Here is a 14,548-nt window from a genome sequence, read left to right as displayed (position 1 = left end):
GCTGAAAACCGCGAAGGGAGGGAACCATGTCCGGACCCTTTACGCTCCGATACCTCCATCTCTTTCTCCGAGAGAAGGCCCCCGGCGCCTTCATCCTTTCTCGCAATGGGAAGTCCGCGGATTGGGTCGGCTCCAGCGGAGACGACCTTGCCGAAGCAGTTCGTCGGGCGGCCCAGCCCTTTCCCTACCGCTATTTTTGGTTTGCCTACACGTCTTCCGCCGAGCAGGCCTATGAGCTCGAGCACGCCTGGCTTCACCGATATCGGCCGACCGACAACAGCGAGCCGCCGGCCGGCACGCGCGCGACCGAGTGGAAATGTACGGTCGACGGGTGCGCCGCCTGCGCGCTGGCGACCGCCAAGTGATCGGCAAGTGATCGGCAGTAATCGGCAAGGAAGCCGGATTGTTCGAGTGCGTCCCTCCCCCGCACCTTCAGCGGCTTGACTTCACCGGCTGCGGCCAGTACGGTAGCGTCGTCTGCTGGTCAGGCTCCGGTGACGTCACGCTCTCTATCCTCTCCCGACAGCCTCCTGCTTCTCGACAACTGCGGGCAATTATTGACGCTCCGTGGGCCGAGTCGACCGCGTCGCGGCGTGGAGATGGACGAGGTGGGGCTGATCCGGCGCGGGGCGGTCCTCATTCGAAACGGGATCATTGAGGCCGTCGGTTCCGCCGCTTCGCTCACAAAAACTGGAGCGGCGAGACGGGCCCGGCGAATCGATGCCGGCGGCCGCGTGGTGCTGCCCGGCTTCGTCGATTCTCACACTCACGCGCTGTTCGCGGGCTCCCGCGTGGACGAGTACGTCGCGCGGATCGCCGGCGCGACGTACGAGGAGATCGCCCGAGCCGGCGGCGGGATTCAAGCGAGCGCGGCTCGGACACGGTCCGCGACGATGCCGGAGCTGGTTGAGCAATTGTCCGGAGTGGTCCGTCGCTTCCTGGAATACGGAACGACGACGCTCGAAGTGAAGAGCGGCTACGGGCTCGACGTGGCCCAGGAGCTGAAACTGCTGGAGGCAGTTCGGCGTGCGTCTGCGCGGTGCCATGCGGAGCTCGTCCCAACCCTCCTGCTGCATGATGTCCCGGCGCGATTCAAAACCGCACGGGCCGCGTACCTCGTGGCCGTGACCCGGCGCTTGATCCCAACCGTCTCCACCCGTCGGTTGGCTGAATTCTGCGACGTCTTCTGCGACCGAGGCTACTTCTCACTCGCCGAAGCGCGGGCGATTCTCTCGGCCGCGGCGCGAGCCGGATTGAAGCTGAAAATCCACGCGGAGCAACTCTCCCATTCAGGCGCCGCCCGGCTCGCCGCGCGGCTCAAGACCGTCTCCGCCGATCATCTGGAGCACATCCAGCAGGCGGATCTCACCGCCATGAAACGGCACGGAACGATCGCGACCTTGTTGCCCGGCTCGGTCTTCCACCTCGGCGAGACGCGCTATCCGCCCGCACGGCGGATCATCGACGCCGGGATTCCGGTGGCGGTGGCCACCAACTTCAATCCGGGAAGCGCGCCCAGCCTCAACCTGCAGATGACGATGGCGCTGGCCTGTTCGCAGATGCGCATGAGCCCGGCCGAGGCCGTGACCGCGGCCACCATCAACGGGGCGCACGCGATCAACCGGGGGCGACAGGTGGGCTCGATCGAGATCGGGAAGCAAGGAGATCTGGTCGTCATGGAGGTTTCCGACTACCGTGAGATTCCTTACTTTTTCGGCATGAACCATTGTGCGGTGGTGATCAAGAGAGGGCGGGTCGTCTGTTCACGGGAGGGGGTCATCTGATGGAGCCGCTCGTCGAGTGTGTGCCGAATTTCAGCGAGGGCCGGGATCCCGCAAAAGTGCAGGCACTAACGGCGGCGGCTCGGAGCGTCCCGGGCGTGATCCTGTTGGATCAAGAGATGGACGCCGATCACCATCGTTCGGTCCTGACCTTCGTCGGGCCGCCGGACGCAGTCGCGGAGGCGGCGTTTCGGTGCGCCGAGACGGCGATGCGGAGCATCGACCTTCGGGGACACCAGGGAGGCCATCCGCGGGTCGGTGCCACGGACGTGATCCCGTTCGTGCCGATTCGGGGCGTGGCGATGGAGGCGTGCGTCGCATTGGCCCGGCGGGTCGGGCAGCGGATCGGCCAGGAACTGGGCATCCCGGTCTTTCTCTACGAACGCGCGGCGACCCGCGAAGAACGGACGCAGCTCGAGGCGATCCGGCGGGGCGGTCCGGACGGGTTGGCGCAGCGGATGCAAGATCCTGCTTGGGCGCCGGATTTCGGCCCGCCGTATCTGCATCCCACCGCGGGCGCGACGATCGTCGGCGCCAGGCCGCCCCTCATTGCCTACAACGTCAACCTCGGGACGGAGGATCTGGCCGTGGCGAAAGCCATCGCCAAGACCGTCCGGTTCTCCAGCGGAGGCCTGCCGTTCGTGAAGGCCATCGGCGTGCCGCTCGAAAGCCGCCGCCTGGTCCAGGTGTCGATGAACCTGACGAACTTCCAGGCGACGCCGATCCATGTCGCGTACGACGCCGTTCGCCGTGAAGCCGAACGACATCGGGTCGAGGTCATCGAAAGCGAGATCGTTGGGCTGGTGCCGCAACAGGCGCTCGTCCAGACCGCGCAAGCCGCGCTCAAATTGACCCGATTCGATCCGATGCAGATTCTCGAGACGCGATTGGAAACGGCACTTGCCCGCGAGACCGGCGAGCAGCGCGAGGATCTCGGCCGCTCGGTGTCTTCCTTCCTTTCCGCGCTCGCGGCGGGCACCCCGACGCCGGGCGGCGGCAGCGTTGCGGCGCTCGCCGGCGCGCTCGCCGGCTCCCTGGGCCTCATGGTCTGCCGTCTCGGACCGCCGAAGTCGGCGTCATCCGAAGAAGGAGAAGTCCGCCGCCGGCACCTCGCGGACGCGGAAGAGCGACTGACTCGACTGACCGCACGCCTGCAGGCGCTGATCCAAGAGGACGCAGACGCGTACGGCGGCGTGATGGAGGCCTACCGGTTGCCGAAGACCGATCCCCGGCGATCGGACGCGATCGCCGAGAAGTTGATCGCCGCAGCCCGGGTGCCGCTCGAAACCGCGGAGCTGGCGTCTGAGACGGCGCAGGCGCTGCTCCGTGTTCGGCAATGGGCCAAGCCTTCGGCTTCCTCGGATCTCAGCGTCGGGGTACTGATGGCGCGTGCGGCTATTGAAGGGGGGGTGCTGAACGTGCGTGAAAACGTGAAAGGAATTGAAAATCAACCTGTTGTACTGGAGATGTTGGCCAGGACCGAACGAATCGAACAAAGCCTTGTGGATCTCCAGAGGCTATGCTAGACTCCCTTTCCTCAATCACAGAGCGCAGAGGAAGGACGCACGACCGCAGATGGAAATCAAAGTTTTCAACAACAATGTCGAAAAAGCGTTGAAGGTTGCGAAGAAGAAGCTGGCGGGCGAAGGTCTGTTTCGCGAGCTGAAACGGCGGCGGTTTTATGAGAAGCCCAGCGTACGCCGCAAAGCCAAGCAGCGGGAAGCGCAGCGTCGGCGGCAGAAATGGCTGGCCAAGCGGAAGATCGACTAGCTCCCCCTTCCTTTTCCCCTCTCGTTTCATTTCCTCCCCGGTCTCGAGCCCATGCGGAATGAGGAGATTCATGCCGCACTGCGGATTCTCAGGCGCGAAGTCCGGCAGTGGCAGGAGCCGGTCGTCGGCGTCGTGGCCAAAGAGTCGCGCGACCCTTTCCGGGTTCTGATCGCCTGTCTGCTCAGCCTGCGAACCAAGGACCGCACGACCGCCGAGGCCAGCCGGCGCCTCTTCGCGCGTGCAGCCGATCCCTCCTCGATGGGGAAGCTCCCGCTGCCCGACATTCAACAGGCGATCTATCCCGTCGGTTTCTACCGGACGAAGGCCAAGCAGATCCACGAAATCTGCGCACGCCTGATCCGCGACTACGACGGCCGCGTCCCTGACTCCATCGACGAGCTCCTCACGCTGCCGGGAGTGGGCCGCAAGACCGCCAATCTGGTGGTCACGGTCGGTTATCAGAAGCCGGGCATCTGCGTCGACATCCACGTCCATCGCATCAGCAACCGATGGGGCTATGTCAAGACGAAGACGCCCGAGCAGACCGAGCAAGCGCTCTGTCGGAAACTGCCCGCCAAGTACTGGATCACCTATAATGATCTGCTCGTCCCTTTCGGACAGAACATCTGCCAGCCGGTGTCGCCCTATTGCAGCCGCTGCAAGCTGACGAAGTATTGTGATCGCGTCGGGGTGACGCGGTCGCGGTGAAGGGACTCGCCAATCGTTCAAGAGCGACCCGTGAACCGCCCACGCGAGGGCGCACCATCCCCCGATCAGCGATTTCCAAGTAACGCTCGACGTCTTTAAATGAACAGCGTGGTTTCCGCGGACGCGGTGAGGGAAAGGATCGCCGGGAGCCCGAGGATCTCGTCGACGTTCTTTGCGACCGCCGCCGCATCGACGCCCATGTACTCCAGGCCGGCGCTGCAGGCGATCAGCCGAAACTGGCCCACCTGTTTGGCTTCCTGAAACATCTCCGAGATCTTCGGGACCTTCTTTTCTTGGAGAAGCCTGGCGACTTCCTGCGCATTCGACTGGTATTCAGGCGGGAAATCAAAGGCATCGAGGCGGCCTTCCGCCACCTTCTTGATGGTCCAAAACAGCAGCACGACGATGACGTCCTTCCCCAAGGCGGCGGCCGTCAGCCCAAGGGTGGCGACCTGGTGCAGCTTGTCGTAGGTGGCGTTGTGGGCGAAAATGACGAAGCGCGGTTTGGGTTTCACGGTGTCTCCAGGCGTGCGGATTATATCGTCACACGTCCAGGCAGACAAGCGGCCGACGCGGACTGTCTTGTGTCACGGCTTGCCCGGGATCCGAAGCCCGTGCCGCTCGGCCGCCGCGGTTGCTTCGGGGTACCCGGCATCAGCGTGGCGCAGGACGGCGAGTCCCGGATCGTTCGTCAGCACCCGTTCGAGCTTCTCGGCGGCCAGGCTGGTGCCATCCGCCACGGTCGCCTGCCCCGCATGTAACGAATAGCCCATGCCCACGCCGCCGCCATGGTGAAAGGCGACCCACGCGGCGCCGGAGGCGGTGTTGAGAAGCGCGTTGAGGATGGGCCAATCGGCGACGGCATCGCTCCCGTCCCGCATCGCCTCCGTCTCTCGGTACGGCGACGCGACCGACCCGCCGTCGAGGTGATCGCGCCCGATCACCACCGGGGCCTTGAGCAGGCCCTCCTTGACCATCTCGTTGAGCTTCATCCCCATCGCAGCCCGCTCCCCGTAGCCCAGCCAGCAAATTCGGGCGGGCAAGCCTTGAAAGGGCACGCGCCGCCCCGCGAGTTGGAGCCACCGCTGTAACGCCCCGTCGGCCGGGAACAATTCCCGAGCGGCCGCGTCGGTCGCCGCGATGTCGGCCGGGTCACCGGAGAGGGCGATCCAGCGGAAGGGGCCGCGGCCTTCGCAGAAGAGCGGGCGGATATAGGCGGGGACGAAGCCCGGAAAGCTGTAGGCGTCCGTGACGCCGCGCTGGGACGCCATCGTGCGAATGTTGTTGCCGTAATCGAAGACGATGGAGCCCGCCTTCTGGAAGGCCAGCATCGCCCGGACGTGCACGGCAATCGAATCGAACGCGCGGTCGAGATACTCGGACGGACGCTCTCGGCGCAGGCGATCGGCGGCCTCGAGGGACAGCCCGGAGGGGACGTAGCCGTTTAACGGATCGTGGGCGGCCGTTTGGTCGGTGACCAGGTCCGGGACCACCCCGCGGCGCAGCAACTCCGGGAGGACGTCGGCGCAATTGCCCACGAGCCCGACGGACACCGGCGAGCGGTCCTTCACGGCCTCGTGCACCCACGCCAGGGCTTCCTCGAGCGAGGCCGTCACGCGGTCGCAATAGCCCGTGTTCACGCGACGCTCGATCTTGGCCGGGTTGACTTCGACGCAGAGCATCGCGGCCCCGTTCATCGTCGCCGCCAACGGCTGGGCGCCGCCCATCCCACCCATGCCGCCGGTCAACACGAAGCGGCCGGCAAGATTGCCGCCGAAATGCTTGGCCGCAGCGGCGGCAAACGTCTCGTAGGTGCCCTGGACGATGCCTTGCGTGCCGATATACATCCAGGAGCCGGCGGTCATCTGGCCGAACATGATGAGGCCCAAAGCTTCGAGGCGCCGGAATTCCTCCCAGGTGGCCCAATGGCCCACGAGGTTCGAGTTGGCGAGGAGCACCCGGGGCGCCCATTCGTGCGTCCGCAGGACCCCGACGGGCTTCCCCGACTGGATCAACAGCGTCTCGTCGCCCTCCAGCCCCCGGAGCGCGCGCACGATCGCGGCGTAGCAGTCCCAGTTCCGGGCGGCCTTGCCGGCGCCGCCGTAGACGACCAGCTCCCGCGGATTCTCTGCGACCTCGTCGTCGAGGTTGTTCATGAGCATCCGGAGAGCGGCTTCTTGCGGCCAGCCTTTGCAGGACCGGTCGGTGCCGCGCGGGGCGCGTATCGACATGCTACTTCCGTTGGGCTTTCGTCTGCGTCTTGACGCTGTTGATGAAGTCTTCGATCACCGCATCCACCTCGCCCGGTGCCAGCGGGCGATCGTGCGTCTCGCTCTCGTCCACCAGGTACGAGTCGTGGTCCTTCTCTTGGCGAATCACGACCGTATTGTCGGGCGTGACTTCCACGAGCATGAACCATTCCTTGGCCCCGCGCCGCAGCGTCACTTCCTTCCCGAGGCCCTTCTTCGTGATCTCGATTTCGAGCTCTCCGGCTGTCCCCGCCGGCTCTTCCGCTGCGGAGACGGCGTCGGCCCCGAGGGTCACAAGCACGGCCGTCGCGAGAGCAAGGCTGAAACGGGCGGTTCGTTTCATACGACACTCCTCCTTCGGGACTCCGCATCCTGCAGGGTCTTCGTCAAGATCGCCCCAAAGCGTCCCTGGGCCACGAGGGCTCGGATCTTCTCGATGTCGGCCGCCAGAACCCGATCGTCGCTCAATCGAGACACGGCACGGCGGATTTCCTTGAGCGCCTCGCGGCTTCCCACCCCGGGTTGGAGCGGACGGTGAAAATCGATGCCCTGGGCGGCGCACAACAGCTCGATCGCGAGGATGTGCTCGGCGTTCGTCAGGATCTGCCGCAGCTTGAGCGCCGATCCCATTCCCATGCTGACGTGGTCTTCTTGATTCCCGGACGTGGGGATCGAATCGACCGAAGCCGGATGGGAGAGGACCTTGTTCTCAGAAGCTAGCGCGGCTGCCGTGACTTGCGCGAGCATGAAGCCGGAGTGGAGGCCGGGGTGCGGGCTCAGGAACGGGGGCAGGTCGCCGTACTCGGGATTGATCAGCCGTTCGATGCGCCGTTCCGAGATGCTCGCCAGCTCGGTCATCGCGATGGCCAAGTGATCGAGGACCAGGCCCAGCGGCTGCCCGTGGAAGTTGCCGCCGGAGACGACCTCATCGCGGTCGGGGAAGACGAGGGGATTATCGGTCACACTGTTGATCTCGATCTCGAGCGTCCGCCTCACGTAGTCGACGGCATCGCGGACGGCGCCGTGCACCTGCGGCATACAGCGGAGGCTGTAGGCGTCCTGGACCCGCGGACAGGACACGTGCGAGGCGCGGATGGCACTGCCGGCCATCATCGCGGACAGATGGCGGGCCACCGCCTGCTGCCCGGGATACGGCCGCAATTGCTGGATGCGTGCTTCGAACGCCACCGGGGTGCCCTTGAGCGCTTCGACGGACAGGGCGCCGGCCACATCGGCGGTATTCAAGAGAATCTCGCCTCGCCGGATCGCGAGCAAGCCCAGCGAGAGCATCGCCTGCGTGCCGTTGAGGAGCGAGAGCCCCTCTTTGGCTTGGAGCGTGAGCGGCTTGAGGCCGGCGCGTGCCAGCGCCTTCCGCCCGGACATCCGCCGGCCGTCCGCGATCGCCTCGCCCTCCCCGATCAACACGAGCGCGAGATGCGCCAGGGGGGCCAGGTCTCCGCTGGCACCGACCGAGCCCCGGCACGGGACGATCGGGAGAACGTCGCGGTTCAACAGCGTCAAGAGGGACTCGACGACGAGTGGGCGCACGCCGCTGTGACCGCGGGCCAGGACGTTCGCCCGAAGGAGCAGGAGGCCGCGGGTCTCTTCGGCGCTCAAGGGGTCGCCGACCCCCGCGGCGTGGCTGCGAACGAGGTTGACTTGCAGCCGCTCGATATCGGCCGGCGAAATGCGCTGGTCCGCCAACTTCCCGAATCCGGTCGTCACGCCGTAGACCGGGTCGGGATGCGCCGCGGCCCGTTGAACCACTCGGTACGCGGCCGTGATCCGCTTGAGTGCCTGAGTCGCGAGACGAACCGGCCGGCGCCCGAGCACCACGTCATAGAACTGCGGCGCGCTGAGATCTTCCCCGGTGAGCAGGAGAGCATCGGAGGAGGGAGCGACCATGGGGCGGATTATAGCCCTTTGCCGGTTTTCCATGCTAGGATGCGCGCGATGGAGGGGTGGCTGACGAACGAGGTGTTGCTGGGCTTGTTCCTCTTGTCCGCCGTCGGCTTCATCGGCAGCCTCGTCGCCATCCCGATCATTCTCGTCAGATTGCCGCCGCACTACTTCGACGAGCGCCATCCTCGCCGGTGGATGGAGAATCACCATCCGATCCTGAGGCTCACGGGGCACATCGCGAAGAACGTCATCGGCGCCGTCCTGTTGCTGGCCGGCCTCGCCATGCTCTTCCTGCCCGGGCAGGGGGTGTTGACCATGCTGGTCGGGATCTCGCTCCTGGATTTTCCCGGTAAACGCCAACTCGAACGGAGGCTGATCGGACAGCCGACCGTCCTGCACACCATCAACAAGCTGCGTGAGAAGTTCGGCCGGCCGCCGCTTACCGTGGCCCACGAAGCCTGACTTCGCCGTTCTGGTCATGTCTGACACCGCCAAGACACGCCGTACGCTCTATCTCGTCGACGGGAGCGCCTATATCTACCGCGCCTACTTTGCGCTGCCCCCGCTCTCCAACTCCAAGGGCCAGCAGACCAATGCCGTCTATGGGTTCACGACGATGCTGCTGAAGATCCTCCGTGAGCACCGGCCCGATTGTCTGGCGATCGTCTTCGACGAGGGCGGGAAGACGGCGCGACACGAGGCGTTCAAGGAATACAAAGCCCAACGCCCGGAGATGCCGCACGGGATGGTCGGGCAGCTCCCCCTCATCCACCGGGTGGTCGACGCGCTCGCCGTCCCGGTCGTCCGGCAGATGGGCATCGAGGCGGATGACCTCATCGGCACCCTCGCCCGCAAGGCCGAGGCCGCCGGCATGGACGTGGTCATCGTGACGAGCGACAAGGACATGTTCCAACTGCTGACGCCGGCCGTCCGGATCTATGACCCGGTCAAGGACAAGTGGTTCGGCGAAGCGGAGTGCCGGGCGCGCTTTGGGGTGGAGCCGGCCCGTGTCGTCGAGGTCATGGGGCTGATGGGCGACAGCATCGACAACATTCCGGGCGTCAAGGGCATCGGAGAGAAGACGGCCGCCAAGCTCATCGCCCAGTTCGGTACGATCGACGCCCTGCTCGAGCGCATCGAAGAGGTGACGCCGCCGAAGACGAGGGCCTTGCTGAAGGAGCAGGCCGAGAGCGCCAGGCTCAGCCGGCAACTCGCGACGATCCACGTCGATTGTCCCATTGAGTTCGACTGCGAGGCCTTTCGTTTGGCGACACCGCCGCCGGAGCCGCTCGTCGCCCTGCTGCGGGAGTTGGAGTTCTCCACGTTGCTGAAGACCGTCCAGCCTTCGGCCGGTGCGGAAGTCTTGGGCGCCGACGCCGTGACGGTCCAGGACGAGCCGTCCGCCCAGGGTTTCGTGGCGAGCGTGGAGCGGCGATCCGGCGATGAGCCCGTGGCGGTCCATGCGGCGTTGCGCGGGCCGGCGGGGGTCCGGGCGGAGCTGGACGGCATGGCCTTCAGCCTTTCCGAAGGGGACACGATCTATGCGCCTGTCCGCGACGGCGCTCTTCCGAAACCGCTTCGGACCCTGCTCGCCTCCGCCCGCGTCAAAGCCGGCCACGACGTGAAAGGGGTGCTCCTGGCGACCGGCCGCGCCGGCGTGCCGTTCGAGCCGCCGTGGTTCGACACCATGGTCGCCGCGTACCTGCTCAACCCCAACCGTCGGACCCACACGCTGGAAGCCGTGGCGCTGGATGTCCTGGGGTATCACCTGGGAGGCGGGCGGGCCGAATCGGCGCCGGTGGAGCCCGGGGACTTGTTCGATCAACGGCATCCGGCCCAACCCGAAGCCGCTGAAGCGGCGGCGGCGATTGCGCAACTCGCGCCGCGGCTCAAGGCCCGGCTTGCCGAACAGGGCAGCTTACAGCTCTTCGAAGAGGTGGAGATGCCGCTCGTGGCCGTGCTGGCCGAGATCGAACGAAACGGATTCCTGCTCGACGTCGGGGCGCTCCAGGCGCTGGGCAAGGAGTTGGATCGCGAATTGGACCGGATGGCGGAGACGATCACGCGGCTGGCCGGGGAACCCTTCAATTTCAACTCGCCCAAGCAGCTTGCCACGATCTTGTTCGAGAAGCTCGGTCTGAAACCGATTCGAAAAACGAAGACCGGCTATTCGACCGATGAGGACACACTGACACAGTTGGCCGCCCAGCATGAGCTTCCCGCGCAGATCCTGGCGTGCCGAACCCTGACCAAGCTGAAGACGACCTACGTGGAGGCGTTGCCGATGCTGGTCAATCCCGAAACAGGCCGCATCCACACCTCATTGAACCAGACGGTCGCCGCGACCGGACGCCTTTCGTCCACCGAGCCGAATCTTCAGAATATTCCGGTCAAGGGGGAGTACGGGCTGCGCATCCGGGAGGCGTTCGTCGCGCCTCAGGGCTCTGTGCTGCTCGCGGCGGATTACAGCCAAATCGAACCGCGGATTCTCGCGCACCTTTCGCAAGACGAACGCCTCATCAGGGTCTTCGCGGCCGGCGAAGACATCCACACCGCGACCGCCGTGGACATCTTCAATCTCGTGCCGGAGCAGATCACCCGCGAGATGCGACGCGTGGCCAAGACGGTGGTGTTCGGGATCCTCTATGGTATCAGTCCCTTCGGGCTCTCACAGACCCTCAACATCAGTCAACAGAAGGCCAAGGAGTACATTGAGGCGTACTTCGCCAGGTACTCGGGAGTGAAGGCGTTCTTGGACCGGACCTTGGACGAGGCGAAACGAAACGGCTATGTGACGACGATTCTCGGGCGGCGCCGGCCGATTCCCGAGCTGAGCAGCCCGGATGCGACGCAACGGAGCTTCGGCGAGCGCATGGCCATCAACAATCCCATTCAAGGCTCGGCTGCCGACCTGATCAAGGTCGCGATGATCAACGTCAGCCGGCGCCTCAAAACGGATCTCCCCGTCGCCAGGATGATCCTCCAGGTCCACGACGAGCTGATCTTCGAGACACCCGAGCGTGACGTGGATCAGGCGAAGCAGCTCGTCAAATCCGAGATGGAGCAAACCGGCCGGCAGCTCGGCATCACCGTGCCGCTCAAGGTCGATCTGGGCGTCGGACGCAACTGGCGGGACGCCCACCCGTGACTCCAACGCCTGCTCTAGCCGTAGAGCCCGCCGATGATCTCGCCGGTATTGAACAGCAGGGCATTCGTCCGCGTGTAGGCCGCGTGACCGTAAATATGGTCCTTGGCGGTGCTCGCGGCGCTTGAATCCTTGTAGTCGACGAGCAGGCACTGCCCGTCGTTGTGGCAGCGCACGGCTTTCCGAGCGCATTCCAGCCAGCGTTCGAAGCCCTCGTACGGCTCGAGCAGTTCCCACAACGCCTTGTTGGCGGCTTTGGCCTCCGGGGTGGCCGGTACGGCGTCGCTCCCGGCGACCGCGAGCTGCTGCACATAGTCCCCGCCCCATGCAATCGGCATTTCCATGGTGATCTGGGGCAACTCCATCTTGGCCAGCCAGCGCTTGCCGTCGATCCGCATCGGCCGGTGATTGACGATATGGAGGAGTCGGCCGAGACCCGAGGGATCCCAGCCGTAGCGAACCGGCGTCCCGAACGTGACGACGTCGAGGACGAGACCGCTGAGGATGTGGCCCGCCGCGAGGGCCTCCTCGATCCGGACGATTTCATCCGCCGACCCGGTGGTCTGCTTCGCCGAGTCCTTGAGCGCCTGAAACAGGTAGGTGCGGCCTGAGGACGCATGGGGGGCGAGCAGGTTCGAGAGCAGCGCCATGACCAGGCCGGCGTGCCCGTGTGCCTGGATGAGGATTCGATTGCCCGCCTCAAGCCTGTGTTCAGCCGTAAGCGTCCGGAGACGGTCCAGAAGGCGGACGGCGGCCAGAGCACGCCCGAGATGATGGTGCTCGCTCGCCCAGAGCACCCGCCGGCACGCGATGGGCGAAGGCGCGTCGCGATTGATCGCCGCCGAGAACCGCTCGACATACCGTTGCGTGAAGTTGGCCGCTTCGCCGGCGAGCTCGTCGATGACTCTCTTGGTGGCGTCGTCGTCCTGAAATGGGGGCCGTCGTCCGCCCGAGAAGGCCGGGAGCCCATTGTCGCCCTCGCGCATCAAGCTCAGCAGCGCGTCCAGGCCCGCGATCCCTCGGGAGTACCCCCGCTTGAGCCCCCCGGCCTCGTCGAGCCGTTGCATGCCGAAGAGGTCGGTGCTCAAGAAGGTGCCGTGCAGGAACAAGACGAGGCGGACGCCGGCCCGGTGTAGCCGGGCGCCGAATCCGGCCATCGCATCTTGCCACGCGAGGGAGTCCGGGGCTGCGCCGACGATCAGCTCGCGGTACGCCACCCGGTCGCCGGGGTCCGAGCGAGCATAGACGGCGTGTTGAAAGTTGTTCGCAACCGGCATGGCCGAATCTTTACCGAAAACGCTCGCGCCGCGCAACGGCTCTTCCCATGCCGACGCTCCAGCGCCTTCAAACGGCACCGGGCGGCCGGTCCGTCGGGTCTACTATTCGCGGCCGACTGTTTCGGCAGGTTGACCCGTTGAAAATTGGCGTGATAAGGTACGATGCTTTTTCGGCACTCCTCCTGACAGGATGGCTGACAGGATGGTGCAAGGATAAGGATCAAGGATAGGGTTAGGTGTATGAACGCGTTGAAGGTGATGCTGTGGTCTTTGCTCCTGGTGGCGGGTCTCGTCGTGTTCGGCATGCCCGAAGACGGGGGCGCCGCAAAGACCCATCCGGCTCCCAAGACGGACTCCCAGGTTCAGCCTGAACACGTCATCTTGTTCGTGCTGGAAGGAGTGGGGAAGGAGTCGGTCAAGAGCGGTGCCATGCCGGTCTTGAGCCGACTCGTCAGAGAGGGGTCGGTCACCTGGTCTGCCACCGGGGTCAACCCGCCGTTGCGCCTTCCGAGCATGGCCTCGCTCTTGACCGGCCTGCCGGTTGAAAAACACGGAGTCACGTGGAACTCCTTCGACTTCCTCCGCGGGTATCCGCGCCCCCCGACGGTGTTCGATTACCTGGATCTGAGCGGCGGGAAGGACAGCGCCATCTTTTTCATGGATGAATCCCTGTATCAGCTCGCGAAGCCCGAACCCTACACCGACTACCAAATGTGCGGCCCCTTGAAACCGGAGTGCAGCCCCGGGACGGTCGTGAACTACATCAAACAGTATTTCAAGAAGGCGACGAGCGGGCACGGTTATGGGCATGCGATTCTCGCGCTCCCCCATTTCCTCGTCGTCCATCTTCCGGAGCCGGTCCGGGCGGCGGAGGCGAACGGCTGGAATTCCAAGGCGTATCGGGACGCGTTGAAGACGGTCGACTCCGCGATGGGCGCGGTGCTCGACATCTACAAGGAGCTGGATCTGATCGACCGAACGACGGTCATGGTCACCTCCTTGAGCGGGGCCGGTGAAGGCCAGGGGAGCGAGGACCATCAAGCCCGTGGCGAGGCTCCGCGGGTCCTCTGGTTGGCGTCGGGGGCCGGCGTGAAGGCCGGGCATGTCATCAATCAGCCGGTGTCGATTCTCGATACCGGCGCAACGGTCCTGCGGACCCTCGGGCTGGACACCCATACCGAATGGGAGAGCCGACCGGTCGAGGAAATCTTTCGGAGTCCGCGAACCGCTGCGGCCGATTCCGCACACTCATCCCCGGTTCAGTAACGTACTGCCATGGGTCGTCTGTCCGTCGTTGTCATCAGCTCCGCGGCTCTGGTGCTCGGCCTCAGTCTTGCGGCGGGTCATGCCGCTCCACCGCCCGCCTACAGTAAGGAGCACGTGATTACAATCGATCCCACCCCGCTCGCGCCGCCGACCCGGTGGTACGTCCCGGGTGTCACGCCGATGATCTGGAGCTTGGACCCAGAGAGCACCGAGGCGTTCAAGACGACGACCGCGAAGGACCTGGTGCTGAAGCCGGGCAGCTATCGCTTTGGCACGTTTACCTTCGATTTTCCGTTCGAGGTGACGCTGGACGGGGTGTTGGATTACGCCCCCTCGCTCGATCAATGCGTCTCGGGGCGCGGGACCCGACGACTGGTGGTCAAGTGCAGCCGGACGCAACCCTACAGCGGGCAGCCGGATTATTGGCAGGCCGAGAGGCCGAACTAGCTC

General features: G+C 65.2%; 14 protein-coding genes. 9 read left to right on the top strand and 5 right to left on the bottom strand.

Features of this window, described 5'->3' with window-relative positions:
* The first annotated feature begins 26 nt into the window (after positions 1-26).
* The 5 genes from ACWHYV_RS19750 (at position 27) to ACWHYV_RS19730 (ending at position 4,259) form a co-directional block, all read left to right on the top strand.
* The gene (locus tag ACWHYV_RS19750; RefSeq protein WP_447978203.1) at positions 27-365 is read left to right on the top strand and encodes a hypothetical protein; all 339 of its coding nucleotides are present in this window, start codon (positions 27-29) and stop codon (positions 363-365) included.
* A gap of 234 nt (positions 366-599) precedes the next feature.
* Positions 600-1,784, top strand: coding sequence for an imidazolonepropionase (gene hutI / locus ACWHYV_RS19745; RefSeq protein ID WP_447978202.1), 1,185 nt, complete (start codon positions 600-602; stop codon positions 1,782-1,784).
* Complete coding sequence (gene ftcD / locus ACWHYV_RS19740; RefSeq protein WP_447978201.1) at positions 1,784-3,307, top strand: glutamate formimidoyltransferase; 1,524 nt, start codon at positions 1,784-1,786, stop codon at positions 3,305-3,307. Before hutI ends, ftcD begins: the two co-directional genes overlap by 1 nt.
* A 49-nt stretch (positions 3,308-3,356) precedes the next feature.
* Positions 3,357-3,551, top strand: a complete 195-nt coding sequence (gene rpsU / locus ACWHYV_RS19735; protein ID WP_447978200.1) for a 30S ribosomal protein S21 — start codon at positions 3,357-3,359, stop codon at positions 3,549-3,551.
* A 51-nt stretch (positions 3,552-3,602) separates the two neighbouring features.
* Complete coding sequence (locus ACWHYV_RS19730) at positions 3,603-4,259, top strand: endonuclease III domain-containing protein (protein WP_447978199.1); 657 nt, start codon at positions 3,603-3,605, stop codon at positions 4,257-4,259.
* Between the two features lie 95 nt (positions 4,260-4,354).
* On the opposite strand, the gene ACWHYV_RS19725 is transcribed toward ACWHYV_RS19730, so the two are convergent.
* The 4 genes from ACWHYV_RS19725 to hutH all read right to left on the bottom strand — a co-directional run bounded on the left by ACWHYV_RS19725 (position 4,355) and on the right by hutH (position 8,413).
* Positions 4,355-4,774, bottom strand: a complete 420-nt coding sequence (locus tag ACWHYV_RS19725) for a hypothetical protein (protein ID WP_447978198.1) — start codon at positions 4,772-4,774, stop codon at positions 4,355-4,357.
* Positions 4,775-4,846: 72 nt separating this feature from the next.
* Positions 4,847-6,490, bottom strand: coding sequence for a urocanate hydratase (gene hutU / locus ACWHYV_RS19720; RefSeq protein ID WP_447978197.1), 1,644 nt, complete (start codon positions 6,488-6,490; stop codon positions 4,847-4,849).
* Between the two features lies 1 nt (position 6,491).
* Entirely contained in the window at positions 6,492-6,851 is a 360-nt protein-coding gene (locus ACWHYV_RS19715; protein ID WP_447978196.1) for a hypothetical protein, read from the bottom strand.
* On the bottom strand, positions 6,848-8,413 hold the full coding sequence (gene hutH / locus ACWHYV_RS19710) for a histidine ammonia-lyase (RefSeq protein ID WP_447978195.1): 1,566 nt from the start codon (positions 8,411-8,413) through the stop codon (positions 6,848-6,850). Before hutH ends, ACWHYV_RS19715 begins: the two co-directional genes overlap by 4 nt.
* Positions 8,414-8,461: 48 nt before the next feature.
* On the opposite strand from hutH, the gene ACWHYV_RS19705 reads away from it, so the two are divergent.
* Together ACWHYV_RS19705 and polA are read left to right on the top strand one after the other, a co-directional pair.
* Entirely contained in the window at positions 8,462-8,872 is a 411-nt protein-coding gene (locus ACWHYV_RS19705; protein ID WP_447978194.1) for a PGPGW domain-containing protein, read from the top strand.
* Positions 8,873-8,888: 16 nt separating this feature from the next.
* Positions 8,889-11,558 carry a DNA polymerase I gene (polA, locus tag ACWHYV_RS19700; protein ID WP_447978193.1) on the top strand — a complete coding sequence of 890 codons (2,670 nt, stop codon included), beginning with the start codon at positions 8,889-8,891 and terminating at the stop codon, positions 11,556-11,558.
* A gap of 14 nt (positions 11,559-11,572) precedes the next feature.
* Here the strand turns inward: polA and ACWHYV_RS19695 are convergent, their stop codons facing one another.
* A complete protein-coding gene (locus ACWHYV_RS19695; RefSeq protein ID WP_447978192.1) occupies positions 11,573-12,832 on the bottom strand; it encodes a hypothetical protein in 1,260 nt (419 codons plus the stop codon).
* A gap of 240 nt (positions 12,833-13,072) precedes the next feature.
* Between ACWHYV_RS19695 and ACWHYV_RS19690 the strand changes: the two genes are divergently transcribed.
* Together ACWHYV_RS19690 and ACWHYV_RS19685 are read left to right on the top strand one after the other, a co-directional pair.
* Entirely contained in the window at positions 13,073-14,098 is a 1,026-nt protein-coding gene (locus tag ACWHYV_RS19690; RefSeq protein ID WP_447978191.1) for an alkaline phosphatase family protein, read from the top strand.
* Positions 14,099-14,107: 9 nt separating this feature from the next.
* Positions 14,108-14,545 (top strand): hypothetical protein, encoded by a 438-nt coding sequence (locus tag ACWHYV_RS19685; RefSeq protein ID WP_447978190.1) that lies wholly within the window; start codon positions 14,108-14,110, stop codon positions 14,543-14,545.
* The last annotated feature ends 3 nt before the right edge of the window (positions 14,546-14,548 follow it).

It is taken from the genome of Candidatus Nitrospira bockiana (assembly GCF_965152565.1).
The sequence above is the reverse complement of the archived record's forward strand: the minus strand, read 5'-3'. Positions and strand labels throughout refer to the sequence as shown.

Coding starts and splice junctions, on each gene's coding strand:
- ACWHYV_RS19685 (WP_447978190.1), top strand. CDS start 14,108: ATGGGTCGTCTGTCCGTCGTTGTCATCAGCTCCGCGGCTCTGGTGCTC.
- ACWHYV_RS19705 (WP_447978194.1), top strand. CDS start 8,462: ATGGAGGGGTGGCTGACGAACGAGGTGTTGCTGGGCTTGTTCCTCTTG.
- ACWHYV_RS19730 (WP_447978199.1), top strand. CDS start 3,603: ATGCGGAATGAGGAGATTCATGCCGCACTGCGGATTCTCAGGCGCGAA.
- polA (WP_447978193.1), top strand. CDS start 8,889: ATGTCTGACACCGCCAAGACACGCCGTACGCTCTATCTCGTCGACGGG.
- ACWHYV_RS19715 (WP_447978196.1), bottom strand. CDS start 6,851: ATGAAACGAACCGCCCGTTTCAGCCTTGCTCTCGCGACGGCCGTGCTT.
- ACWHYV_RS19750 (WP_447978203.1), top strand. CDS start 27: ATGTCCGGACCCTTTACGCTCCGATACCTCCATCTCTTTCTCCGAGAG.
- ACWHYV_RS19695 (WP_447978192.1), bottom strand. CDS start 12,832: ATGCCGGTTGCGAACAACTTTCAACACGCCGTCTATGCTCGCTCGGAC.
- ftcD (WP_447978201.1), top strand. CDS start 1,784: ATGGAGCCGCTCGTCGAGTGTGTGCCGAATTTCAGCGAGGGCCGGGAT.
- hutI (WP_447978202.1), top strand. CDS start 600: ATGGACGAGGTGGGGCTGATCCGGCGCGGGGCGGTCCTCATTCGAAAC.
- rpsU (WP_447978200.1), top strand. CDS start 3,357: ATGGAAATCAAAGTTTTCAACAACAATGTCGAAAAAGCGTTGAAGGTT.
- hutU (WP_447978197.1), bottom strand. CDS start 6,490: ATGTCGATACGCGCCCCGCGCGGCACCGACCGGTCCTGCAAAGGCTGG.
- hutH (WP_447978195.1), bottom strand. CDS start 8,413: ATGGTCGCTCCCTCCTCCGATGCTCTCCTGCTCACCGGGGAAGATCTC.
- ACWHYV_RS19690 (WP_447978191.1), top strand. CDS start 13,073: ATGAACGCGTTGAAGGTGATGCTGTGGTCTTTGCTCCTGGTGGCGGGT.